The organism is Bacillus multifaciens, from assembly GCF_030756675.1.
GTDB classification, from domain to species: domain Bacteria; phylum Bacillota; class Bacilli; order Bacillales; family Bacillaceae_G; genus Bacillus_A; species Bacillus_A multifaciens.
Genome location: NZ_JAVBXD010000002.1, coordinates 207,000 through 232,090, shown reverse-complemented (window position 1 = coordinate 232,090; position 25,091 = coordinate 207,000). Strand labels below are relative to the sequence as shown.

General features: G+C 37.5%; 24 protein-coding genes and 1 other annotated feature. Of the genes, 4 read left to right on the top strand and 20 right to left on the bottom strand.

From position 1 onward, the window contains the following. Positions 1 to 111: 111 nt before the first annotated feature. A complete protein-coding gene (locus Q9306_RS02870) occupies positions 112 to 363 on the bottom strand; it encodes a hypothetical protein (RefSeq protein ID WP_306195078.1) in 252 nt (83 codons plus the stop codon). Positions 364 to 828: 465 nt separating this feature from the next. On the opposite strand from Q9306_RS02870, the gene Q9306_RS02865 reads away from it, so the two are divergent. After that, positions 829 to 1,479, top strand: coding sequence for an RsfA family transcriptional regulator (locus tag Q9306_RS02865; RefSeq protein ID WP_306195075.1), 651 nt, complete (start codon positions 829 to 831; stop codon positions 1,477 to 1,479). A 79-nt stretch (positions 1,480 to 1,558) separates the two neighbouring features. Here Q9306_RS02865 and Q9306_RS02860 read toward each other — a convergent pair whose 3' ends face one another. The 15 genes from Q9306_RS02860 to Q9306_RS02790 form a co-directional block, all read right to left on the bottom strand. Continuing rightward, on the bottom strand, positions 1,559 to 1,975 hold the full coding sequence (locus Q9306_RS02860) for a hypothetical protein (RefSeq protein ID WP_306195073.1): 417 nt from the start codon (positions 1,973 to 1,975) through the stop codon (positions 1,559 to 1,561). A gap of 110 nt (positions 1,976 to 2,085) precedes the next feature. Then, a complete protein-coding gene (locus tag Q9306_RS02855; RefSeq protein WP_306195072.1) occupies positions 2,086 to 2,853 on the bottom strand; it encodes a tRNA threonylcarbamoyladenosine dehydratase in 768 nt (255 codons plus the stop codon). Between the two features lie 735 nt (positions 2,854 to 3,588). After that, complete coding sequence (gene aspS / locus Q9306_RS02850; protein ID WP_306195070.1) at positions 3,589 to 5,364, bottom strand: aspartate--tRNA ligase; 1,776 nt, start codon at positions 5,362 to 5,364, stop codon at positions 3,589 to 3,591. Between the two features lie 12 nt (positions 5,365 to 5,376). Beyond that, entirely contained in the window at positions 5,377 to 6,648 is a 1,272-nt protein-coding gene (gene hisS / locus Q9306_RS02845) for a histidine--tRNA ligase (RefSeq protein WP_306195067.1), read from the bottom strand. Positions 6,649 to 6,715: 67 nt separating this feature from the next. Then, positions 6,716 to 6,945 (bottom strand) — a binding site (T-box leader). 68 nt (positions 6,946 to 7,013) lie between these two features. After that, positions 7,014 to 7,190 carry a hypothetical protein gene (locus Q9306_RS02840; protein ID WP_306195065.1) on the bottom strand — a complete coding sequence of 59 codons (177 nt, stop codon included), beginning with the start codon at positions 7,188 to 7,190 and terminating at the stop codon, positions 7,014 to 7,016. 132 nt (positions 7,191 to 7,322) lie between these two features. Then, a complete protein-coding gene (locus Q9306_RS02835; protein WP_306195063.1) occupies positions 7,323 to 7,736 on the bottom strand; it encodes a hypothetical protein in 414 nt (137 codons plus the stop codon). Between the two features lie 82 nt (positions 7,737 to 7,818). Beyond that, positions 7,819 to 8,361 (bottom strand): hypothetical protein, encoded by a 543-nt coding sequence (locus Q9306_RS02830; protein WP_306195061.1) that lies wholly within the window; start codon positions 8,359 to 8,361, stop codon positions 7,819 to 7,821. A gap of 46 nt (positions 8,362 to 8,407) precedes the next feature. Then, positions 8,408 to 8,818 (bottom strand): hypothetical protein, encoded by a 411-nt coding sequence (locus tag Q9306_RS02825; RefSeq protein WP_306195059.1) that lies wholly within the window; start codon positions 8,816 to 8,818, stop codon positions 8,408 to 8,410. 100 nt (positions 8,819 to 8,918) lie between these two features. After that, positions 8,919 to 9,359 (bottom strand): D-aminoacyl-tRNA deacylase, encoded by a 441-nt coding sequence (gene dtd, locus Q9306_RS02820; protein WP_306195057.1) that lies wholly within the window; start codon positions 9,357 to 9,359, stop codon positions 8,919 to 8,921. A 16-nt stretch (positions 9,360 to 9,375) separates the two neighbouring features. Beyond that, positions 9,376 to 11,556 (bottom strand): GTP diphosphokinase, encoded by a 2,181-nt coding sequence (gene relA / locus Q9306_RS02815; protein ID WP_306195055.1) that lies wholly within the window; start codon positions 11,554 to 11,556, stop codon positions 9,376 to 9,378. Positions 11,557 to 11,762: 206 nt separating this feature from the next. Beyond that, entirely contained in the window at positions 11,763 to 12,275 is a 513-nt protein-coding gene (locus Q9306_RS02810; RefSeq protein ID WP_306195053.1) for an adenine phosphoribosyltransferase, read from the bottom strand. 47 nt (positions 12,276 to 12,322) lie between these two features. Then, entirely contained in the window at positions 12,323 to 14,662 is a 2,340-nt protein-coding gene (recJ, locus tag Q9306_RS02805; protein WP_306195051.1) for a single-stranded-DNA-specific exonuclease RecJ, read from the bottom strand. Between the two features lie 99 nt (positions 14,663 to 14,761). Further along, entirely contained in the window at positions 14,762 to 15,655 is an 894-nt protein-coding gene (locus Q9306_RS02800) for a cation diffusion facilitator family transporter (protein ID WP_306195048.1), read from the bottom strand. Between the two features lie 129 nt (positions 15,656 to 15,784). After that, positions 15,785 to 18,046, bottom strand: coding sequence for a protein translocase subunit SecDF (secDF, locus tag Q9306_RS02795; protein WP_306195046.1), 2,262 nt, complete (start codon positions 18,044 to 18,046; stop codon positions 15,785 to 15,787). A gap of 281 nt (positions 18,047 to 18,327) precedes the next feature. After that, positions 18,328 to 18,612 carry a post-transcriptional regulator gene (locus Q9306_RS02790; RefSeq protein WP_306195044.1) on the bottom strand — a complete coding sequence of 95 codons (285 nt, stop codon included), beginning with the start codon at positions 18,610 to 18,612 and terminating at the stop codon, positions 18,328 to 18,330. 121 nt (positions 18,613 to 18,733) lie between these two features. On the opposite strand from Q9306_RS02790, the gene spoVB reads away from it, so the two are divergent. Further along, a complete protein-coding gene (spoVB, locus tag Q9306_RS02785) occupies positions 18,734 to 20,293 on the top strand; it encodes a stage V sporulation protein B (protein WP_306195042.1) in 1,560 nt (519 codons plus the stop codon). Positions 20,294 to 20,326: 33 nt separating this feature from the next. On the opposite strand, the gene Q9306_RS02780 is transcribed toward spoVB, so the two are convergent. Both Q9306_RS02780 and Q9306_RS02775 read right to left on the bottom strand, forming a co-directional pair. Next, complete coding sequence (locus Q9306_RS02780) at positions 20,327 to 20,812, bottom strand: GNAT family N-acetyltransferase (protein ID WP_306195040.1); 486 nt, start codon at positions 20,810 to 20,812, stop codon at positions 20,327 to 20,329. Between the two features lie 77 nt (positions 20,813 to 20,889). Continuing rightward, entirely contained in the window at positions 20,890 to 21,546 is a 657-nt protein-coding gene (locus tag Q9306_RS02775) for a DUF421 domain-containing protein (protein ID WP_306195038.1), read from the bottom strand. Between the two features lie 114 nt (positions 21,547 to 21,660). Here Q9306_RS02775 and Q9306_RS02770 point away from each other — a divergent pair, with 114 nt between their 5' ends. Then, entirely contained in the window at positions 21,661 to 22,047 is a 387-nt protein-coding gene (locus Q9306_RS02770) for a TIGR04086 family membrane protein (protein ID WP_306195036.1), read from the top strand. Positions 22,048 to 22,452: 405 nt separating this feature from the next. Then, positions 22,453 to 23,505 carry a phosphatidylinositol-specific phospholipase C gene (locus Q9306_RS02765; RefSeq protein WP_306195034.1) on the top strand — a complete coding sequence of 351 codons (1,053 nt, stop codon included), beginning with the start codon at positions 22,453 to 22,455 and terminating at the stop codon, positions 23,503 to 23,505. Between the two features lie 149 nt (positions 23,506 to 23,654). Here Q9306_RS02765 and yajC read toward each other — a convergent pair whose 3' ends face one another. Together yajC and tgt are read right to left on the bottom strand one after the other, a co-directional pair. Continuing rightward, on the bottom strand, positions 23,655 to 23,915 hold the full coding sequence (gene yajC / locus Q9306_RS02760; RefSeq protein WP_020060819.1) for a preprotein translocase subunit YajC: 261 nt from the start codon (positions 23,913 to 23,915) through the stop codon (positions 23,655 to 23,657). 27 nt (positions 23,916 to 23,942) lie between these two features. After that, positions 23,943 to 25,082, bottom strand: coding sequence for a tRNA guanosine(34) transglycosylase Tgt (tgt, locus tag Q9306_RS02755; RefSeq protein WP_035434333.1), 1,140 nt, complete (start codon positions 25,080 to 25,082; stop codon positions 23,943 to 23,945). Positions 25,083 to 25,091 lie beyond the last annotated feature (9 nt).

Sequence of the window (25,091 nt, the reverse complement as noted above, 5' to 3'; positions counted from 1 at the left end):
GAAAATTGATATTATTAAATATATTAAAGGGATGCATCCAGCTAAAATCAAATCTTTTTATTCTGTATCATATATAAGAGATATATTTTGAGCTTTATTTTTTTAGTTATTTTAAATCGATATATCCAATACAATTAGTAAAATTAATATGATTCCTCCTAAGAGTGCTGGAATACCAATCATTAAAGAGAAAAATAATCCAGAAAGAGGATTCATTATACACATATCAATAATAAAACCGAACCCTAACTTCCATTTATCTGCTACTGATTTTTCTTGTTTAACTTCCTGAATAGCCCTATATATGGGGATAGTGGTAAAAATAACCCCCACTACAAGCAACCCTAATATTAGCGCATACATGTACTTCACTCCAAACTATAGTAAGCTTCAATAAACTACTATCTTCTTTTTCTGCAGACATGTGTTTTTCCTATTAAATATGTACCAATAATAACTTCTCCAACAGCCCTTATTCTTGGGATATTTTTTGAGTCCTCATCTATCAAATTCTCTTCCCACTCTAATATACTTACTAAAATATGACCATCTTGATTTAGTAGAAAACTCAATTTCCATCGGAATTATGTACAAGAAAGAACAAAAAGTAAACATAAGTCTTGCACAAAAATCGCTATGCTCAATCTTTATGCAAAGCTTAAGTTTCAAAATATCCCCTCTAACTATAAGTTATCAAACCATTCCGTTCCATTTCAAATTGCAAAAGAGAGAAGCAACATGATTTATCATGAAAACTACAACACTCGTATAAAAGTGAACCAAAAGGGTAATATAAACGAAAACGACATGAAATATGGAGGTTTCACAATGAAAATGCGCCAAGATGCATGGACTGGAGAAGATGATTTACTTCTAGCAGAAACCGTTTTACGTCACATTCGCGAAGGCAGTACGCAATTAAAAGCATTTGATGAAGTGGGCGATCAATTAAACAGAACTTCTGCCGCTTGTGGCTTTCGTTGGAATGCAGAAGTTCGGCAAGGCTATGAAGAAGCTGTGCAAATTGCGAGAAAGCAACGCAAAGAATTAAAGAGAGAACAAGCAGTGAAACCGAAACCACAAGTATCACGATTAGAGCCGAAGAAAAATGTCGTTATTGAGGCTGAGTTTTCAGAGGAACTCAGCGCAAATCAACCATCACTTACGATGCAAGAGGTAATCTCATTTCTTCAAAACATTGAACAAAACAATCCGCGATTAGAGAAGTTACAAACTGAAAATGAAACGTTACGTCGGCAGCTCGAACAACAACGAAAAACAAATCAAGAATTAGAGAAAAAGCTTGAGACATTGAAGAAACAACAACAATCTGTACAAGAAGACTATGAAACACTTGTTAGAATTATGGACCGAGCTCGCAAACTTGTTATATTAGACGAGCCAAAAGAGCAGATGGCACCGATTTTCAAAATGGATCAGAACGGAAATTTAGATATTATGTACACAGCGGAAAATTAAAATAACAAAACGAGCACATAAAAAACGCATGGATAAAATTCATGCGTTTCATATTCTCTGTTTTACTTATTCTTCAATTTTATAAGCTTTTATATTTCTTTCCATCCGTATCTTGTATCACAATATTCTTATGTAACTTACTTACTCCAATTAAGATAACAGGATTTTCTTCATTCGATTTGCCCTTTTTGATATTCACAGTGACATATGTTGTATCGCCTTTTTCCTGAAATTTTGTTACTTCAATTTCACTACCTTTATGCTGAGACCCAACTGCTAACGCAATCATTTTTCGTCCTTCTGAGATTGTATAGGTAGAATAACCTACGAGTGAGGGATTCTCCTGTGCACGTTTCGGAAAATAGTCAATCATTTCTGGTGCCTCATTATACCTTGATTTCTCTAATACCCAATAATCTTCATATGAATTACATGCGGAAAATGAAACGAAACAAAGCAGCATAATAAAACTTAACAGAAGTTTCTTATTTCTCATTGTCTCCCTCCTTCACATAAAAACTATACACACCTAGATTTTAACATTTATCCGAATATTTAACATAAAAAAACACACATGCTTCACTAAAGAAACATGTGTGTCTTATCTTATTCTTGCCCAACACGCTTTACTTCTACATCCTTCAAACGTTCACGCACAACATGACTTGCCATAATTAAGCCAGCCACAGACGGAACGAAGGCGTTAGAGGACGGTGGTAATTTCGCTTTGCGAATTTTTGCATTTTCATCTGGAACGATTTCTTTACGAATATCTTCACGAATCACAATTGGATTTTCATCAGAGAATACAACTTTCACACCTTTTTTAATACCTTCTTTACGAAGTTTCGTACGAATCACTTTCGCAATTGGATCTGTGTTCGTTTTAGAAATATCGGCAATACGGAAACGAGTTGGATCCATTTTATTTGCTGCACCCATACTTGAAATGATTTTAATTTTACGTCGCAAGCACTGTTTAATTAAATGAATTTTGAACGTAATTGTATCAGATGCATCCACTACGAAATCCAAACCATGTTTAAAGAACTCTTCGTATGTTTCATCTGTATAAAACATTTCTAATGCGATAACTTCGCAGTCCGGATTAATATCAGCAATACGTTCTTTCATTAGTTCTACTTTCGAACGACCCACAGTAGAAAGTAACGCATGGATTTGACGGTTAACATTTGTAATATCGACAACGTCTTTATCAACTAATACAAGACGACCAACACCAGAACGCGCTAACGCTTCTGCTGCAAACGAACCAACGCCGCCAATTCCTAAAATACCAACTGTACTATTCTTTAATATTTCAATACCTTCTTTTCCGAAGGCTAATTCATTACGTGAAAATTGATGTAACATGCGTCCTACACCCCTATTACAAAAATGGTCTACCATGTATTCTAGCGTTTTTCCGACTATTTGTATATATCCACTTTGATTTTTTAGAATCTAAATCGCTGCCGTGCAGAATAAAGTGAAACTTTAATCAGTGGGAGTTTTCTTCATCCTCTACTGATTATTAGCCCTCACCAATCGGGCTTTTACGGACAGTTTATCTCCCACCTAACTTCTTCAGAAAAGCGAAAGCGGCTCGCTCAGAATCGCAGGACGCCCACGCACAGGGCGGAGAGGCACTTTTTGCCTCGTCCGAGGGGGCGAAACGGCCGGAGATTCTAGCCGCTAGAGCTGGACAACAAAGAAATGCGGAAGTGGCTCGTTCAGAATGTGAGGGGGATGGAGCTTCTGACGTAGAGGTGTTTTTTACCTCGTAGGAAGAAGCGAAGCCACCGAACATTCTAGCCACTGAAGCTGGACAATGCTTTCGCTGAATTTTGAGGTGGGAGTATTACTGCCCACGAATAGCGGGATAAAACATGACTGCTACTTGCTCCCTCTCTTTGTTTTATACCTTGCACGTGGCAGGAAAAGGCCCTGACCGCTTCTATGCATGGCCAGTCCCTCTCGCCCATTTAAAAAAATGCTTATCTGTCGTTTTTTCATAAAGTAACTGAGTAGTTACTTTGTATTTATATAAGTTACATACTCAATTAAAAAATCCTAGATGGAATTAGTATGTCCATCTAGGATTTGTTCTTACTTCTCTTCTTTTACTTTTAATTGTAAGTAAAGCTCTTCAAGCTGCGTGTCTGCAACTGGGCTTGGTGCTTCTGTTAATAAGCAGCTTGCGCTTGCTGTTTTCGGGAAGGCAATTGTATCACGAAGGTTCGTACGACCCGCAAGTAACATAACAAGGCGGTCTAAACCTAACGCAATTCCTCCGTGCGGCGGTGTACCGTATTCAAATGCTTCTAGTAAGAAGCCGAACTGCTCTTGTGCTTCTTCTTGTGAGAAACCAAGTGCTTTGAACATTTTTTCTTGTACGTCACGCTCGTAAATACGAAGTGATCCGCCGCCAAGCTCATAACCGTTCAATACAAGGTCATATGCTTGTGCACGAGCTTTTTCTGGTGCTGTTTCTAATAGCTCTACATCTTCACGGAATGGCATTGTGAATGGATGATGCGCTGCAAAGTAACGATCATCATCTTCATCATACTCAAGAAGCGGCCAATCTGTTACCCATAGGAAGTTAAACTTGCTTTCATCAATTAACTCAAGTTCTTTACCTAGACGTAAACGAAGGGCTCCTAAGCTGTCTGCAACAACGCTCTTCTTATCAGCAACAAATAATAATAAATCGCCAGCATTTGCGTATAACGTACTCATAAGCGCATTTGCATCTTCTTCGTTAAAGAATTTCGCGATTGGTCCTTTTAAGCCGTCTTCTTCAACTTTTAACCAAGCTAATCCTTTTGCTCCGTATACTTTAGCGAATTCTGTTAATGCATCGATATCCTTACGAGAATATTTGCTCGCTGCACCTTTTGCATTGATTGCTTTTACTTGTCCACCGCTCTCTACAGCGCTTGTGAACACTTTAAATCCGCAGTCTGCCGCAAACTCTGACAGGTCAATCAGTTCCATCGCAAAGCGTGTATCAGGCTTATCAGAGCCGTAGCGAGCCATTGCATCGGCATATGTCATGCGCGGGAATGGTGCGCTCACCTCTAGACCTTTCGCTTCTTTCATCACTTTTACCATCATGCGTTCCGTCATTTCGAGAATTTCTTCTTGCGTTAAGAATGATGTCTCAATGTCGACTTGTGTGAATTCCGGCTGACGGTCTGCACGTAAGTCTTCGTCACGGAAGCAACGTGCCACTTGATAATAGCGCTCAAATCCGCCGACCATAAGAAGCTGCTTAAATAGCTGCGGAGATTGCGGCAATGCATAAAATTCACCTTCATGCACACGGCTTGGTACTAAGTAATCACGAGCTCCTTCTGGTGTGCTTTTCGTTAAAATTGGTGTTTCTACTTCTAAGAAATCTTCGCTATCTAAGAAGTTACGAATTGTTTTCGTTACATCGTGACGCATTTTGAATGTGTTGTACATTACAGGGCGACGTAAATCTAAATAACGATATTTTAAGCGTACATCTTCTGATGCATCTGTATCATCTGTAATCATAATTGGCGTTGTTTTTGCTGCATTTAGTACGTTTACTTTCGCTCCGTGTACTTCAATGCGGCCTGTAGCCATATTTTCATTAATTGCACCAGCTGCGCGTTCCACAACTGTACCTTCTACATGCAGTACGTATTCACCGCGAATTGTTTCTGCTACTTCTAACGCTTCTTTAGAAGTTTCTGGGCTAAATACAACTTGTACAATACCTGTACGGTCACGTAAGTCAATGAAAATTAATCCGCCTAAATCACGGCGCTTTTGTACCCAACCTTTTAACTGAACTGTTTGTCCAACAGCTTCTACTGTTACTTTTCCACATGCATGCGTTCTTTCAGCCATTTCCTTTTCCCCCTATAGTGACTTTTCTGCTACGTAAGAAGCAAATACATCTAACGCAACTTCTTCTTGTTCGCCCGTTGTCATATCTTTTAAGTTGATAATGCCTTTTTCTAATTCATCATCACCTAATACAGCTACATATTTTGCACTTAGACGATCCGCTGATTTAAACTGTGCCTTCATTTTACGATCTAAGTAATCTTTCTCAACTGCTAATCCAGCCTTACGAAGGTCAAAGACAATTTTTGCAGCATGATCTTTTGCTTTTTCACCAAGCGCTACAACATAACAATCAATGTGATGAGCGATTGGTAATTCAATATTCTCAGCCTTCAGCGCCATAATTAAACGTTCGATACTCATCGCAAAACCAATACCAGGCATTTCTGGTCCACCAATTTCTTGTACAAGCCCGTTGTAACGACCGCCGCCGCTCAACGTTGTAATAGCACCAAAACCTTCTGCCTCGCTCATAATTTCAAATACAGTGTGCTGATAATAATCTAAACCACGCACAAGGTTTGGATCTTTCTCAAATGGAATACCCATCATTGTTAATAATTCTTGTACTTTTTCATAGTACGCGCTTGATTCTTCGTTTAAGTATTCTGTAATAGATGGCGCTGTGCTCATTAGTTCATGATTGCGATCTTTTTTACAATCTAAAATACGAAGTGGATTTTTCTCTAAACGAGATTGGCAATCTGAACAAAACTCACCGATGCGCGGCTCAAAGTGTGCAATTAATGCATCACGGTGCGCTTTACGGCTCGCTGCATCACCTAAGCTATTTAACACAACTTTAATATTTTTTAAGCCCATGCCGCGATAAAACTCCACTGCAAGCGCAATTACTTCTGCATCAATTGCTGGGTCATTACTGCCAATCGCTTCAATACCAAATTGAACAAATTGACGATAACGTCCTGCTTGTGGTCTTTCATAACGGAACATCTGCCCGATATAATATAATTTTGTCGGCTGCGTCGCATCACCGAACATTTTATTTTCTACATAAGAACGTACAACTGGAGCTGTTCCTTCTGGACGAAGTGTTAAGCTGCGCTCTCCGCGATCTTCGAATGTGTACATTTCTTTTTGGACGATATCTGTCGTATCTCCAACACCGCGTAAAAATAATTCAGTATGCTCAAAAATTGGTGTACGAATTTCTTTATAGTTGTAACGACGACAAATTTCACGTGCTTGCCCTTCAATATACTGCCATAGTTCCACAGTACCAGGAAGGATATCTTGCGTTCCGCGTGGGATTTGAATAGACATATTCAGTTCCTCCTCATTTTCTCAATAGTAATAAAAATAAAAAAACTCCCGCCTCTACTGATTGTACAGTAGGGACGAGAGTATAATACCCGTGGTACCACCCTAATTGAAGCACGTATGCTTCCACTTTTTTAATAACGCTTAAATTGCGTTCGACCTCTACTAAGCACTATGCTGTTCAAGACGAAACCTACAGAGTGTCATTCGATCAGTCATCATGCAGAAATGTTTTCAGCCTTAGACATTTCCTCTCTTTTCATGTGTCTCTTATCTACTCTTCTCTATCATCGGTTTATACCATATGTAACTGTAAAAAATGAATTTGTTTACTACTATACGGTTATTCACAATTATTGTCAAGATTCTCAAGAACGTCCGAGGTGCTTCTTTAAAGTTTTCACATCTTTTAAAGAAATCCCAAATTCAGAAGCAAGTTCTAGCGATGTATTTTGCTGTTCTTTTGAAACAAACTCATGAAAATTCACATTAAATAATTGGTTTGCTCCATTTGTAGCAGAGTTTCCCTTTTCATTCATACGCATACGTATATCCCTCACATTCAATAGTGGAATTCTAATGAATAGTGTTCCATATTGATGTAAGGGTTATACGTTGTTACTAAGAGGAATCATCTGAAATAGTCCTTTTCGCCTAACAATCGCACTACACACATACTACAACTTACCTTCTAGCGCATCATCTATCCATATTTCTTCAATATGTTCTGTTAGCTCTAATAAAATTTCTTCTACTGATTCCTCCATCAACTCTCCCGTAATTCTGCATCCAGGTATATTCTTAGAAACAGGTAAACCAAGCCACGTCCGTTCACATTTCCAAATTGTCACTATATATACATCAAGTAACTCATTTTCTTCCAATATTGCCATAACAACAGCAGAATTGTATCCAGGAGTAAAATGATTTTCTCCCTCTATTTCAAATCCTGCATCAAAATCTATATTTTTTTCTGCGAACACGGGTTTATATTTTTTTAACAATAATGCAATAGGTTCTTTTAAAGATTGTTCTATCTCCTTAATCTGTGCTAGTAAATTCGGCGAAAATTCCTTGTATGAATACTGCATAATATCGAGCACCTTCTATATAATTTAATCCTTAACGATAATGAATGGAAATATTACTCCTTATTTTTACTCGGACTAAAAACTAGTCTTTTTCGGTTCTCATAATAGGATATTGATCATGATACGCTATGCAAATAGGAATAAATATATTATATTTTTTTACTACGTTAAAGAATGAAACAATCGTTCTAACAATCAACAGTAATGTTATACCTATCGATTCTTGTTGATTATGAAATCCACCTTTCATTTGATACATTTGAGCAAATCTACTAAGGCTCGGTCCTTCTATATGTACATCCCAATCACAAGCCCAGTCATCATCCTCTTCTGAAAGCTCATTATAATCTTTACATAGATAAAATTCGCTAGCCCAATTATTATCCATATCATACTCAAAATAAATTGCTTTTATTTCATCATCATGTAAATATCGCAATGCCGCTTTAAAGCTATCCTCTAACCCTTCTTCATACTCATTCATATTCAATTCGTATATGTCTTGTACAAACGCTACACCTGATAGCTGCTTACAAATCTCAAAATATTTCAATTCAATGTCTTTTGGTTGTAAATTAAAAATATTATTTTGTAATTCATCAAAATAATCATAGATACTCTGCATGATATCATTACATTCCCTTCTTTTTTTCACTCCCAAACTTTATAACTTATTTCCGTAAAATATATCTTTCTGGTGGTCCAAATCCTTGTTCACTCTGAAAATACACCAATTTTTCAGGTATACATGAAACGAAACAAGGTAAACCACACCAAATTACTTCTTCTATTGCAAATTCTAATTGCATGAACGTACCATCTATTTCCTCAATGAATGAAATGACATAACAACAATCTCCTGCACCATATTCTTTCAAAAGTTTCGCAATACCTTCAACATGAATTAAATTTTTGGGGATTTTCTCAATATATGTGGGATTCAATATGGACTCATAGTGATGAGCAAAACGCCCTAAAGCTTTCTTTCGCTTTTTTACTGAAGATAATTCGTACATAATTCTCTCTTGTACTTTTGAATTAAAGAAATTTTTTACGATTAACTTTTCATATTCTCTATTCATCACATCACTCCCCCTTTTCATTATACAATAGACCAATTTTGCATATGTTTTAAACAAATCAAAAAAGAGAGGAGAACACACCCCCTCTCTTCCACCATCATTATTTACTCTCTACAATCAATGTTACTGGACCATCATTAATAAGCTGAACGTCCATCATTGCGCCGAACTGTCCTGTTTCTACGTGCAGTCCTTGTTTGCGAAGTTCTTCGTTAAAGAAATCGTACAGGCGCTCTGCATAGTCAGGTTTTGCTGCATCCATAAAGTTTGGTCTTCTTCCTTTTCGGCAATCTCCGTATAACGTGAACTGAGAAATGGAAAGAACTTGTCCACCAACTTCTAATACAGAATGATTCATTTTTTCGTTTTCGTCTTCAAAAATGCGTAAGTTTGCAATTTTTTCAGCGATATACGTTGCATCTTTTTCTGTATCTTCATGGGTGATTCCAACTAAAAGTGTTAAACCGAAAGGAATCTGCCCTACAACTTCACCTTTTACTGTTACAGATGCTTCTTTTGATCGTTGTAAGACAACTCTCATTTCTCTTCACTCCTTATTAATGCATCATGCGGCGCACCGCATAAATTTCTGGAACCCGTTTAATGCGTTCGACAACTTTTTTCAAATGCTGTAAGTTACGAATGGAAATAGACATATGAATTGTCGCCATTTTGTTGCGATCGCTTCTTCCTGAAACAGCTGAAATGTATGTTTTCGTTTCTGTTACAGCTTGCAGTACTTCATTTAGTAAACCGCGGCGATCATATCCTGAAATTTCAATATCAACATTGTATTCAATTTCTTTTTCTGGACTGCCTTCCCACTCTACTTCTAATAGTCTTTCCTGTGCTTCTTCTGTATGAACATTTACACAGTCTGTACGGTGAATCGATACACCACGGCCTTTTGTAATATAGCCAATGATATCATCGCCTGGAACCGGATTACAGCACTTTGATAAACGGATAAGTAAATTATCTGCACCGCTAACTTTCACACCAGAATCCCATTTACGAATTTTCATTGGTTTGCGAACTTCTTTTACTTCTGTTAAATCTTCTTCACGTTGCTTACGGAATTTATCTGTTAAGCGCGTCACAATTTGCGATGCAGTAATTCCGTTATATCCAACAGCCGCAAACATATCTTCTTCGTTTGCAAAATTAAATTTCTCAGCGACGCGTTTTAAGTTATCAGGTGCTAATACTTCTTTCATCTCATACTCAAGGCCTCGCACCTCTTTTTCAACAAGCTCGCGGCCTTTTTCAATATTTTCATCACGGCGCTGCTTTTTGAAAAATTGACGAATTTTATTTTTCGCATGCGATGTTTGCGCTAATTTCACCCAGTCCTGACTCGGACCGTATGAATGTTTAGATGTTAAAATTTCAATGATGTCACCTGTTTTTAACTTATAATCTAAAGTGACCATTTTACTGTTTACTTTTGCACCAATCGTTTTATTCCCGATTTCAGAGTGAACGCGGTAAGCAAAGTCTATTGGTACAGAGCCAAGCGGTAATTCCATGACATCTCCTTTTGGTGTAAAGACAAACACCATATCAGAGAATAAATCAATTTTTAATGATTCCATAAATTCTTCTGCATTCGAAGCTTCGTTTTGCCATTCTAAAATTTGACGGAACCATGTTAATTTTTTCTCAAGTGTACCTGTTGTTTCAGCCGTTTTTCCTTCTTTATATGCCCAGTGGGCCGCAATTCCATATTCGGCAATTTCATGCATTTCTTTCGTACGAATTTGCACTTCAAGCGGATCGCCTTTTGGTCCAATTACAGTCGTATGCAGTGATTGATATAAGTTCGCTTTTGGCATTGCGATGTAATCTTTAAAACGTCCTGGCATCGGCTTCCAGCACGTATGAATAATACCTAGAACGGCATAACAATCTTTGATGCTATTTACGACAACACGAACAGCTAACAAATCGTAAATTTCATTGAATTGTTTATTTTGCAACGCCATTTTTCGATAAATGCTATAAATATGCTTTGGACGACCAGAAATCTCCGTTTGAATCGCAACTTCTTTTAATTTGTCACGAATTCCCGTCATCACTTCATCTAAATATTCTTCACGTTCTGCACGCTTACGTTTCATTAAGTTGACAATACGGTAATATTGCTGTGGATTTAAATAACGAAGTGCTGTATCTTCTAATTCCCATTTAATCGTATTAATTCCAAGTCTGTGTGCTAATGGTGCAAAAATTTCTAAAGTTTCATTTGCAATGCGGCGCTGTTTCTCTTGTGGTAAATGTTTCAATGTTCGCATATTGTGGAGTCGGTCTGCAAGCTTAATTAAAATAACCCGGATATCTTGCGCCATTGCGATAAACATTTTTCGATGATTTTCCGCCTGCTGCTGTTCATGAGATTTGTATTTAATTTTCCCTAGCTTCGTTACACCATCAACAAGCATCGCAATCTCTTTTGTAAATTCACGTTCAATGTCTTCTAATGTTACATCTGTATCTTCTACTACATCATGTAAAAAACCCGCTGATACAGTAGACGGATCCATGTGTAAGTCCACTAAAATTCCTGCTACTTGAATAGGATGGATAATATATGGTTCACCTGATTTTCGGTATTGCTCACTATGTGCCGCACGTGCAAATTCATATGCGCGCGCAACAAGATCTATATCCTCATCGTGTAAATATTGCCCTGCTTTCTCCAGTACCTGCTCAGCTGTTAGTACTTGTTCATTCGCCATCTAATCACCTTTTATTAAAGATTCATAATCTCTTTCCTTGCCAATTAGAATAATTTTTATCTTACCATTATAACGTAATGATTGTGAATTGTGAAAAGGAAAAGATTTTACAGACATTTCACTTTACTTTTTTTCGATGCATATATAAAAATACCCGATCCTCTCAAAGAGATTCACGGGTACTCCGCATGTTGACCTGTTTACAATTAATATTGTTCTAACACTAATACATCATAGCCATCTAACATTTTACGGCCATCTAAGTAAGTAAGCTCTACTAAAAATGCGATACCTGCAACAACACCGCCAAGTTCTTCAACTAGCTTAATTGTTGCTTCAATCGTTCCACCTGTCGCTAATAAGTCATCTGTAATTAATACGCGTTGACCTGGTTTGATTGCATCTTTATGAATTGTTAACACATCTTTACCATACTCTTTACCGTAATCTACTTTGATTACTTCGCGTGGTAATTTACCTAATTTACGAACTGGTGCAAAGCCAACTTCTAATGCATAAGAAACTGGACACCCAATAATAAAACCACGTGCTTCTGGTCCTACTACAAGGTCAATATTTCTTTCTTTTGCATACGCAACGATTGCATCTGTTGCTGCTTTATATGCCTTTCCATCGTTCATTAAAGGTGTGATGTCTTTAAAGACAATACCTTCTTTCGGATAATCTGGTACGATTGCAATATGTTGCTTGAAATCCATATTTATGAATCCTCCTCGAATTTAAAAGAGTTGTAAATACAAGCCCTTTATCCTAACTGTTCTACTTCTTTATGATTACGAATCGTTTCAAACCATGCATATAACTGCTGATATGTGCTATAAACCAGTTCCTTTTCTAATTGTAATTGGTTTATTTTCTCACGATACGTGTTTGATTCGGTTAAATCACGCTTTTTCATTTCTTCTGCCATAAAAATGACACCGTCTTTTATTGTAACAAATTCTAACTCAAAAAACACCTGTGTCATGAAATTTACTGTATCTTTTGACCAGCCTTTATGACGGCAAAGCTGCTCTCCGTATTGACGAAGTGAAAATGGTGCTTTTTGATGCAAAAATGAAAAGTACCATTTAAAGTGTTCTCTCGTTGGAACCGTACTAAATAAATGATTGTTTTCTTGATAAAATACAGTATAAATGCGGGCCGGAAATCCTTTTTCACATATGTGCTTTAAATCTTCTGTCGCATCTGGTAAATCAAGAATAACAGCGTAGCGATCTTCTAATGTTGTCACATCTTTCGCATGCATTGCATAATCTTTATATGCTTCTAAGGAAAACTTTTGCAGTGCTTCTTCCTTGAAATACACGATTGTCAGTTTATCACGCGAAAGATCCGCTAAATTCGTTTCTACATTACGCATGCTGCGCCAATCAAATAATTGCCAAGCTTCTACAGCAATGTCTTGAACCATAATTTGTGGTTTACGGAAATTATTCCATTCATTAATGGAAGCTTCTCCGACAATCGATACTTGCGCTACAGGAGAAATTTCTTTTGCCAATGCCCCAAAACCAAAGCCAATGCTATCTAATGTTGCTTGTCCATCACGAAGTGTCATTTTCAAATGTGAGCCATCGGAACCAATGGCACGAATACTTTCTAAACTTGCATCTTTCACAGCAATGCGCGGCTTCGGATTTCCAACACCGAACGGAGCAATCTTTTGCATTTCTTCTATCGCTGCAAGTGTGACATCTTCCACTTTACACACAACATCTACCATAGTAACTGGAATAAAATCTTCATCTGATAACAATGCAGCAGCTTGCTCATTTAAGCGGCGACGCAGTTCATCGACATCCTCCATACTAAGAGTCATACCAGCCGCCATTGGATGTCCGCCAAAATGCGGTAAAATATCACGGCAATCTGATAAATTCGCGTATAAATCAAAACCTTCAATACTACGAGCTGAACCTTTTGCTGTGCCTTTTTCAGGATCAATACTTAAGACAATTGTCGGTCGATAATAACGATCTACGAGCTTCGAAGCAACAATCCCAATTACACCAGGATTCCATCCTTCTTTTGCTAAAACTAATACTGTATTCTCTTCTGGTGGATAATGCGCTTCTACTTCTGCAATCGCTTCTTCTGTAATTTGCTTTACAATGTCTTTTCGTAATTTGTTTAGTTCATCAATTTCTTGCGCGAGTTCTTTTGCCTCTTCAACGTCTTCTGATAATAGTAAATGAACAGCCGGAGCAGCATCTTCTAATCGCCCAACCGCATTAATGCGTGGTCCGATTGCAAATCCAACACTTTCTTCTGTAATTTCACCTTGCGAAATATTTGCAACTTTAAACAGCGCTTGTAAACCTATTCGCTGCGTTGTCCGCATTTTTTTCAATCCACGCTGCACAAGCAGACGGTTTTCACCATAAAGAGGCACTAAATCGGCTACTGTACCAATAACGGCAATTTCTAATAAATGTTCTGGTACGCTGCCAAGCAAAGCATGAGCAACTTTAAACGCGACACCAACACCTGCTAAATAGTGAAATGGATATATACCACCTTCTAACTTCGGATGAATGATAGCCAAAGCTTCCGGCATTTCTGGCGGCGGCTCGTGGTGATCAGTAATAATTAGATCAATGCCAAGCTCCTTCGCAACCTGCGCCTCATGAACAGCAGCAATCCCTGTATCAACCGTAATAATAAGTGAGAAACCAGCGCGATGCGCCCAGCGAAACGCCTCTTCATTCGGTCCATATCCTTCTGTAAATCGGTTCGGAATATAAAACTCTACATCCGCTCCGAGTTCTTGTAATGCTAAAAATAAAACGGTTGTACTACTAACACCGTCCGCATCATAGTCACCGAAAATTAAAATTTGTTCACCGTTTTGAATCGCTTGGCGAATGCGTTCTACAGTACGATCCATTCCTTCAAGTAAAAAAGGATCGTGAAATTCTTGCTCCTCTGTATTTAAAAAATCCACAATCTTTTCTTCTGTATCTAAACCTCTATTTACTAATAACGAAGTAACAAGAGATGACAATTGAAGTTTATTTGCCAATTGTTCTACATGCTCCTCATTATTATCCTTTTCTTTCCAACGCGTCTTCGGTTGTAACACGAAATCACCCCTTAACCTGTTTATTATACAAGACAGACTAAGGGGTGACAATGAGGTTTGATTAACCAATTTGACTCTTTCAAGTGGTACTCTCCTATATTAATTAGGAGAATATGGATTAATATGAACGAAAACATTTTGTACATGATCTTGCTGCATGAGTACCTCTTTCACGCGTTTACCAATGCGATGCCCTTCTTCTACCGTAATGTATGGATTAACGGACACTTTAATATCAACGATGACATAATGTCCATGCTCTCTTGCATATAGCGAACCTATTTTCTTAATTCCTTCCACTTGCATAACCGCTTCTCTCATCGGAATAACATCTTCCTCATGAAGTACATGATCCAGTGTTGTATGAATCGCTTCTTTTCCGATATCCCATGCCATTTTTATAACGAGTAAAGATACAAATAAACCGGCAACCGGATCGGCATATACAAGCCATTCTATCCCCAATTGATTCCCTATAATTGCTGCCCCAATACCAATTAAAGCCGCAATTGATGAAAATACATCCGAACGATGCTCGTATGCGTTTGCAATAATAGCATCACTATTTATCCTTTTACCTAACTGATATTTATAACGGAACATTCCTTCTTTCACAACAATCGAAAGAAGTACCGCAATTACAGTAATCCAGCGCGGAGGCTCGAGTACTTCTGTAAAAGCTTTAACAGAAGAAACAACAATTTCAATTCCGACAATAAACAGAAGAACAGCTACAATAATTGCAGAAATAGATTCTGCTTTCCCGTGCCCATATGGATGATCCTCATCAGGCGGTTGCTTTGCTGCACGCAGTCCAAAAAAGACTGCTAATGAGCCGATAACATCCGAACCAGAATGAACTGCATCCGCCATAAGCGCTTTACTATTTCCTATATATCCAATGACAGCTTTGACAATCGCAAGCACAATATTGCCGACAATTCCAATAATTGCTCCAAATTCCGCTTGTTTAAAACGTTCATCTTTTTCCATAATCGAAACCCTTTCTTTCATCAACGTACACTTGATCACGCACTAACCTTTACTCTATTCTATCCCAGAACAAAAAAAGAAATGCCTGCAAAGAGGCATCTCTTTTCATTTAAATTCAAGTGTTTTTTCTTATACTTGCGGTTCAGATGTCTTTACTTCTACCTTCTTCTGACCTTTTCCTTTTTTCAAACGGCGGTTTTCAAGCATCAACCAAATTTGAGATGCCACGAAAACAGAAGAGTAAGTACCAACAACTAAACCGACAAATAATGCAATTGAGAAGTTACGCAGTGACTCACTGCCGAAAATTAATAATGTAATAACAGGCAGTAATACTGTCATAACCGTATTAATAGAACGACCGATTGTTTGGCGAATACTCGCATTCACAATCTCTTCTAAATCACTTAACGTGCGAATTTTTTGTTTCTGTTTGTATAACTCACGATTTCGGTCAAACGTAACGATCGAATCGTTAATAGAATAACCGATAATTGTTAACACCGCTGCAATAAACGTTAGATCAACTTCTAGATGAAGTAAGCTGAATGCAACGACAATGAAGAATGCGTCGTGCAAAAGTGCTAATACTGCTGATAATGCATATGTAAAGCGGAAACGAATGCTCACATATAAAATGATAACAACTGACGCAATCAGCACCGCAATAAACGCATTTCGTGCAATTTCTTTCCCGATTGTCGGAGAAACTGTACTTACGTTTGGCTCTGTACCATATTTATCGTGGAAGACTGTTTTTACTTTCGAAATATCATCTTTTGATAGTACACCAATTGTACGAACAGCAAATCCTTTATTATCGTTACCTGTTGGTACGATATCTTCTGACTTCACATCTATTTTCAAATCATGCAATTCTTTTTGTACTTGTGATACGGTTACCGCTTGATTTGTTTTAATATCCATGCGCGTACCACTTGCAAAATCAATACCAAGATTCAATTTGAAAATTGGTAAAATGATTGTCCCTGCAATCATGACAACAACAGAGAACCAGAAGAATTTATGTCCGATACTAACAAAGTTAATACGGTCAAATCTTGTTGGTGCATGTTCTACACCTTTTGATAACGGAATAACTTCCTTCGGTTTTACACCAAAGTAAGCATATTTTTTATCAAAGTAACGACTCTTAACAAGTAAGCCAAGTAAGAAACGTGTACCGTATACATTTGTAATGAAGCCGACAAGAATACTTACAATTAAACTTGTCGCAAATCCTTTAACAGAGCTATTACCATATGCAAATAAGACAGCCGCTGCCGCAAGTGTTGTAATATTCGCATCTAAAATGGTTGATAACGAACGCTGATTACCTGCACGATATGCCGATAACATCGATTTTCCGATGCGCAGTTCTTCTTTCAGCCTTTCATATGTAATTACGTTTGCATCAACCGCAATTCCGACTCCGAGCACGAGCGCCGCTATACCCGGTAATGTGAGAACCGCGTGCATCCAATTAAATACAAGTAACGTTATGTAAATATATAAACCAAGCATAATTACCGCTACAAGACCAGGTAGACGATAGAACACAAGCATAAATAAGAAAATAAGCGCTATACCGATTGCACTAGCAAAAATTGTTTTTTGCAGTGCTTGCTCACCAAATTTCGCTCCAACAGAAGTAGAGTATACTTCTTTTAAATCAACAGGAAGTGCTCCGGCATTTAACAACTCTGAAAGTTGTTTTGCGCTCTCTACTGTAAAGTTCCCACCAACAATAGATACTTCCGCTTGGTTAAATACTTGACTCACAGTAGCTGCTGATAAATATTTCGGTTTTGGTTTTGCTGCTTCTGCTTTGTAAGAATCTTTTCCTTCTTCAAAGTCAAGCCAAATTACCATTAAATTGTTTGGCTTCATGCTTAATACTTTCTCCGTCACTTGACGGAATTTATCAGCACTCTTTAACTTTAAGCTAACACTTGGTCGACCTTGCTCATCGAACGTTTGCTTAGCACCGTTCGTTGCTAAGTCCGCACCGTCCATAAGGATGTTATCATTTACATCACGAAACGTTAATTTCGCTTGAGTTGATAATACATCTCGCGCTTGCTGTTGATCTTTGATGCCGGCAAGCTGCACACGAATGCGATCATTTCCTTCAATTTGGATGTTCGGTTCGCTTACACCAAGAACGTTTACACGTTTTTCAAGTGCACCAACCGTACTCACAAGTGTATCCTTGGTGACTTTATCTCCTTTTTTCGCTGGCTTTACTTCATATAAAATTTCAAAGCCGCCTCGAAGATCAAGTCCGAGGTTAATTCCTTTTGTAATGTTTTTTGTCGTTGCCCCAATAATTCCTCCAATTAATAACACAATAAGGAAAAAGGCAACGATTCTGCTGCTTCGCTTTGCCATATGTTTCTTGTTCCTCCTTTGAACAAAAGCGCTTGTTCCAAAATTACCTCTTTATCCCGCTATTTGTAGGCAGTAATACTCCCACCTCAAAATTCGGCGAAAGCATTGTCTAGCTTCAGTGGCTAGAATGTTCGGTGGGAGATAAACTGCCCGTAAAAGCCCGATTGGTGAGGGCTGATAATCAGTGGGGGGATGAAGAAAAACCCCCACTGATTAAAGTCTCACTTTATCAATACTCATTATTATACTGCAAGAGGAAGAACAAACCAATTACAACCTTATTATTTATTTTCATATTCTTCAAACGACCAAAGTGGTGCTTGATACGCCTTCAGCGTTAAATATGTCATATAATCGCTAGCTGTTAACGTTAACACATCATTTACAAGCTCATACAATCTGACATTTGGCCCTACTTTTTTCCACTTTTTGTCCTTTAAACATTTCCATACATCTTCTAGTGTAACACGATCATAGCCGAGCATTTGAAACTCTTCTACCTTACTGTCCAAAACGATTTGTAATTGTTCTCGATACGCTTCTACTAATGCCTCTTTCTCAGCCATTTCTAGCTCATCTCCCTCTGCCCTCACGTTTCTCATTTCAAAAGCTTGTCATGCTTATCTTATTCATGCATATAAATTATTGTAAATCATTCCATTGATTTTGAGAAGGTAGGAGAAAACGATGACGAAACAAACCTTTTTACGAGGTGCTTTTATTTTAATGTTCGCTGGGTTTATTACAAAAATATTAGGCTTTATTAACCGCATTGTGATGGCGCGCATTTTAGGCGAAGAAGGTGTTGGACTATATATGATGGCTGTTCCAACATTTATATTAGCTATTACCATTACTCAAATCGGCCTTCCAGTTGCCATCGCCAAACTGATTGCTGAAGCAGAAGCTACACACGATAAACAACAAGTGAAAAAAATATTAACCGTTTCATTAGCCATTACCTCAGTCATTAGTATTCTATTAACAATCGGAATTATGCTTCTTGCTCCTTTACTAGCAGAAACATTATTAACCGATAAACGAACTTACTATCCATTAATCGCGATTTTACCAGTTGTACCTGTCATTGCCGTTTCCTCTGTGCTTCGCGGTTACTTCCAAGGAAGACAAAACATGAAACCGAGTGCCTATGCCCAAGTGCTAGAGCAAGCCGTTCGCATTACGATTATTGCTGTATGCATTCGTTTTTTCTTACCATATGGAGTGGAATACGCCGCAGCCGGTGCGATGCTCTCAGCTGTACTTGGCGAAATCGCTTCTCTATTATTTCTATTAACGTTATTTCAAAGAGAAAAACACCTGTCCATTCGTTCCCATTTTATAAGTACAGTAAAAGATAGTAAAAATACCTTTTATTCTTTAATGGATATTGCCCTTCCTACAACAGGAAGTCGCTTAATTGGATCTATTTCTTATTTTTTCGAACCAATCGTTGTTATGCAAAGTTTAGCAATCGCCGGAGTTGCAGCTTCTATCGCAACGCAACAATACGGCATATTAAATGGATATGCCTTTCCACTTTTGTCTCTACCAGCGTTTATTACATATGCTCTTTCCACGGCACTTGTCCCCTCTATTAGTGAGGCAAATGCAAAAAAACAGCGCCGTTTAGTAGAGCATAGATTACAGCAAGCACTGCGCATCTCTCTTATTACAGGCGGCTGGTCTGTCGTCATCTTATATGTATTTGCTTCGCCTATTTTAACGCTTATGTACGGTTCTGATAGTGCGACTCTTTTCATTCAAGTGCTTGCACCTTGCTTTTTATTTCACTATTTTCAAGGACCACTTACGTCCGTATTACAAGCTCTAAATTTAGCACGAGCTGCCATGATGAATACATTTATCGGAGCAATCGTGAAATTACTTGTTATTTTCGTCTTGGCCTCGCAACCACAGTTTCAAATGATGGGCGTTGCTCTTGCAATTGCAGCCAATATTGTTACGGTTACTTTACTTCACTATGCAACTGTCTTAAAAAGAATTACATTTACTATTTACATAAAAGATTATATATACGGTTTACTTGCCATTGTCATCGCTGGAGGCGTAGGTTATTACATACATAAACACATGATCTTCTCTCCTTCACTTGGCATGCAAACATTATGGGAAGTCCTATCCACTTCAATACTATATGTATTTCTATTAATCCTTTTTCGCATTATTCGAAAAGAAGAATTACTAAGAATCCCTATTCTTCGTAAATTTTCTTTTTTAAAATAAAAATAGCTATCGAAATGATTTCGATAGCTATTTTTATTTCATAAGCTGCAATGGCTTTTTGTAATAGACAAGCGTTGTACAATCATTCAATCGTTTCGTAACACCAGTCTGTACAAAACCCATTTTTTCATACAGATAACAATTCCGTTTTTCCTCTAAAATTGTGGCTAATTCCCAACTTGTTGCTTGCGGATACATCCCTTCTAATAACAATATTACTTTCTGAGCAATTCCCCTTCCTTGATACTTCGGAAGAATGAACATTGGACTAATCCAAAATTCAGTTGTCTTTTCTTTCCAAACTACACTTATAGCACCAATAACACTCTTATTGGACATGATTTTATAAAATCCACCGTTCGGATTTTGAATTCTCGTAATGACTCTATCAAGATTCTCATTTGCCGGATTCGTATTATAATCTTGATATGTTTCCAATAACGGCAGAAATGTCTCTACTTGCATCGCATAAATCAAGTCCGCGTCAGAAATCGTAGCTTTTTCTAGTGTGACTCCCATACCATTCACTCCAAATTAGACTTCTTTGCCCCTTTATATTCGACATAGTTTCATGAAGTCCTGTTTGGAGTATGTCTTTACTCATCTTTTAAATCCACAAAAAACTGACCGTTTTGAAAACTGCAATATGAAATATTTTCAACATCCTTATATCCTAATTTCTTCAGCTTATCCTCCAGCCAAATATCGGTATGCTCCATCATGTATAAATGTTTTTTCTGAATTTCTCCATCAATAATAAGCGGAATTGAAAATAACGGTGTGTCATTTTTACTTTTCTTACTTTTTTGTTTTTCAAATACTGATAATCTTCCCGATGGCTCTAAAATTGCATACTCGACATCGCGTATATCACCGATACTTTGTTCACGTAATTGCATAAGTAAATCATCCATGTTGTAACGTTGTTTACGCATTTGCTTTTCATCAATTTTCCCCTCACGTACGATAATAGCCGGCTCTCCTTCTAATATGTGACGAATGCGCTGATTTTTTAGGGAGACAAAGGATAACACAATTTGAATGACCATAATAAGCACCATCGGAACGAGTTGATGCCAAATTGCCTTATCCATATTTTCAATTGCAATTACCGCCATTTCACCAAGCATAATAAACACAACTAAGTCTAAAACACTTAATTCACCAATTTCGCGTTTTCCCATCAGCCGAAAAATAATTAGCATCACGCTGTATAAAAGAATTGTTCGAAAGACAATTTGAAGTAGTTCCATCTTCCCTTTCCTTTCTCATTGCAATTTCTATACATTAGTTTCCCCGCACAAAAAGAAACTAGTCTAACTTAGCAAAAGAGGAAATATGCTTGTATTAGAAAGGAGAGATGCTCTATGGATGGAACGAAAAAGTTATCAATTGCAGTTGGATTCGGCATCGTTACCTTACTTATTTTCGCTTGCCTAGCAAGTATCATCATTGCTTTATTATTAAAATTTACAAACATAAATGAAGGGACTTTATCTATCGCACTTCTTGTCCTTGCCATTGTGTCGACAGTAATTGCTGGATTTGTTGCTGGAGTAAAAGCACAAGGTAAAGGGTGGTTTGTCGGCGGATCCACTGGAGTCGTATTTGCTATTCTCGTATTTCTTGTCAATTATTTAGGTTTTTCATCGGCGTTATCAAACGTACAGCTTCTCTATCAACTTGTCATTATTGCGGCCAGTACAATCGGGGGCATACTTGGGGTCAATATCGGTAAGCGAACAACATATTAAACAGGGAAGCTGTCCAAAAAGATTACGAAATAATGATCTTTTAGGGACAGCTTTTCAATTTTTATTTATCTGCACATAAATAAAAATTGAAAAACTTATCAAGAACATTACATAACCTCTCTTCAATATGCATAATTGCATATTGAATTATTTTATTTATATATTGAGATTAATTCTTTTAACTATACAATTAAGAGTGTGAAAAATGTAACAAAATTCAGCAGCAGCAGATTCGGTAGAAAAATTAAAAATCGTTTATTCCCAGAAATCAATTCCACAAGTCTTTATGCATCCTAAATAAGCAGGGAATTAAAACTGAACGATACTTCTATCCTTCTTCAGCACTCTGAATCAACTAGACATTCTATCACAAAACTTTTACTACTATACAAGGAGGAAAGCAACTTGAAAAAAATCTTTAGTTGCATGATCGTTTTACTGTTTATGTTCACTTTTTCTTCGTCAGCATTTGCTCATGAACACCCTGGTTATTCTCATGATTCTACAATAGGATATGAAAATCCAAATTGGATGAAGAGCATTAACGGTAATACAAAATTAAGTCAATTATCAATTCCAGGTACACATGATTCCATGGCTTATAGTACTTCATGGAGCGCTCCAGCCGATATAGTCCATACACAATCTATGTCATTAAAAACGCAATTAAATTCTGGAATTCGTTTTTTAGACATTCGTTGTAAATATACGGATGAAGCTTTTGCAATTCATCATGGTCCTTATTATTTGAATGCAATGTTTGATGACGTCCTAAACGAGGTTACTACATTCTTAAAAGAAAACCCAAGTGAAACGATTTTAATGCGAGTGAAACAAGAATATAGTTCCGAATCGAATGATGTATTTAATAACACACTTCGCAGATATATGGATCAATACCCTGGATTCTTTTGGGATAGTCAAGACGGCACAATAACTAATCCAAAACTCAAAGAAATGAGAGGTAAAATTGTCATTCTTCGCGATGTTGGTGGATCGAATATTGGTATTAGTTATGCTTACGAATTTTATAAACAAGATAAATATTCTCTGTCTACAAACTGGGATCTATATGCGAAATGGGAATCTGTAAAAGAACACTTGAAAGATGCAAGTCAGCATTATCAATGGAGGGATGAATATAAATCTATAAATTATTTAAGCGGTAGCGGTGGTTCATTCCCATACTTTGTAGCAAGTGGACATAGCAGCCCTGGAACATCTGCACCTCGCCTTGCTACCGGCCTTACTACTCCTGGTTGGAATAGTTCATATCCAGACTTTCCTAGAACAGGTTGTTTTTTAGGAATTTGTACCATTTCGTTTGAAGGAACAAACGTTTTAACGACTGATTATATAGCGAATAACAAACCAGCATATACAGGAATTATTGCTGCTGATTTTCCTGGTAAAGGTTTAATTGAGAATGTAATTAATTGTAATAAGAAGATAAACTAAAAAACATCTCAACTGCATTTCACAAGTTAGAATCCACCAGAGAAATCAAATCAAATTATATTTTCTCGTTATTATTTATTGATTTAACAATACTTCATTTTATTAAAAAAAGGCGCCCTAAAAGTAATACTTTTAGGGCGTCTTTTGCATTAGTTTTTCACAACTTCACGAATCGCACTGCGATCAAATGTAAGGTGTGAACCACCAGATTTAATCACGATTGTTGTATCAGTTACAGATTCAATTGTACCGTGTAAGCCGCCAATTGTTACGATTGCATCGCCTTTTGTCAGTTCGCTTTGCATTTGCGCTACAGCCTTTTGACGTTTTTGTTGCGGACGAATTAGTAAGAAGTAGAAAATCGCAAACATCGCAACGATCATGACAATATTCATCATACCTGGATTCATCTTTTATTCCTCCTTAATTATTATGTATTAGAAGTTTTTAGCATTCGGTTTATTAAAGCCATATTGTTCAAAGAACTCCTCACGGAAATCTCCAAGACGGTCTTCACGAATGGCTTGTCTCACCTGCTCCATTAATTTTAACAGAAAATGCAGGTTGTGGTAAGACGTTAAACGAATTCCGAATGTTTCATCACATTTCATTAAGTGACGAATGTACGCACGTGAATAGTTTTTACATGTATAACAATCACAATTCGGATCAAGCGGACCAAAGTCTTTCGCAAACTTTGCATTTTTAACAACTAAACGGCCTTCACTTGTCATACACGTACCGTTTCGTGCAATACGAGTTGGAAGTACACAGTCAAACATATCAATACCGCGGATTGCACCGTCAATTAACGAATCTGGTGATCCAACGCCCATTAAATAACGCGGCTTGTTATCAGGAAGAAGCGGTGTTGTAAATTCAAGCACACGGTTCATAATATCCTTCGGTTCTCCAACAGATAATCCACCCACTGCATAACCTGGGAAGTCCATTGAAACAAGGTCGCGTGCACTTTGACGACGAAGTTCTTCAAACTCTCCGCCTTGTACAATACCAAATAAACCTTGATCTTCTGGACGCTGGTGCGCTTTTAAGCAACGCTCAGCCCAACGGCTCGTACGCTCTACGGATTTTTTCATATACTCAAATGTTGCTGGAAACGGTGGACACTCATCAAACGCCATCATAATATCAGAACCAAGTGCATTTTGAATTTCCATTGCCTTTTCTGGTGATAAGAATAATTTATCCCCGTTTAAGTGATTACGGAAATGAACGCCTTCCTCTTCAATGCGGCGGAAGTCACTTAAACTAAACACTTGGAAACCGCCAGAATCTGTTAAAATCGAACGATCCCAGTTCATAAATTTATGTAAGCCGCCTGCCTCGCGTACAATTTCATGACCAGGACGAAGCCATAAATGATACGTATTACTTAAAATAATACCTGCATCCATTGCTTTTAGCTCTTCAGGTGACATTGTTTTTACCGTCGCAAGAGTTCCAACTGGCATAAAGATTGGCGTTTCAAATGAGCCGTGCGGTGTATGAACACGCCCTAAACGTGCGCCCGTTTGTTTACATGTTTTAATTAATTCATAACGTATTGCTGTCATATCTTTACT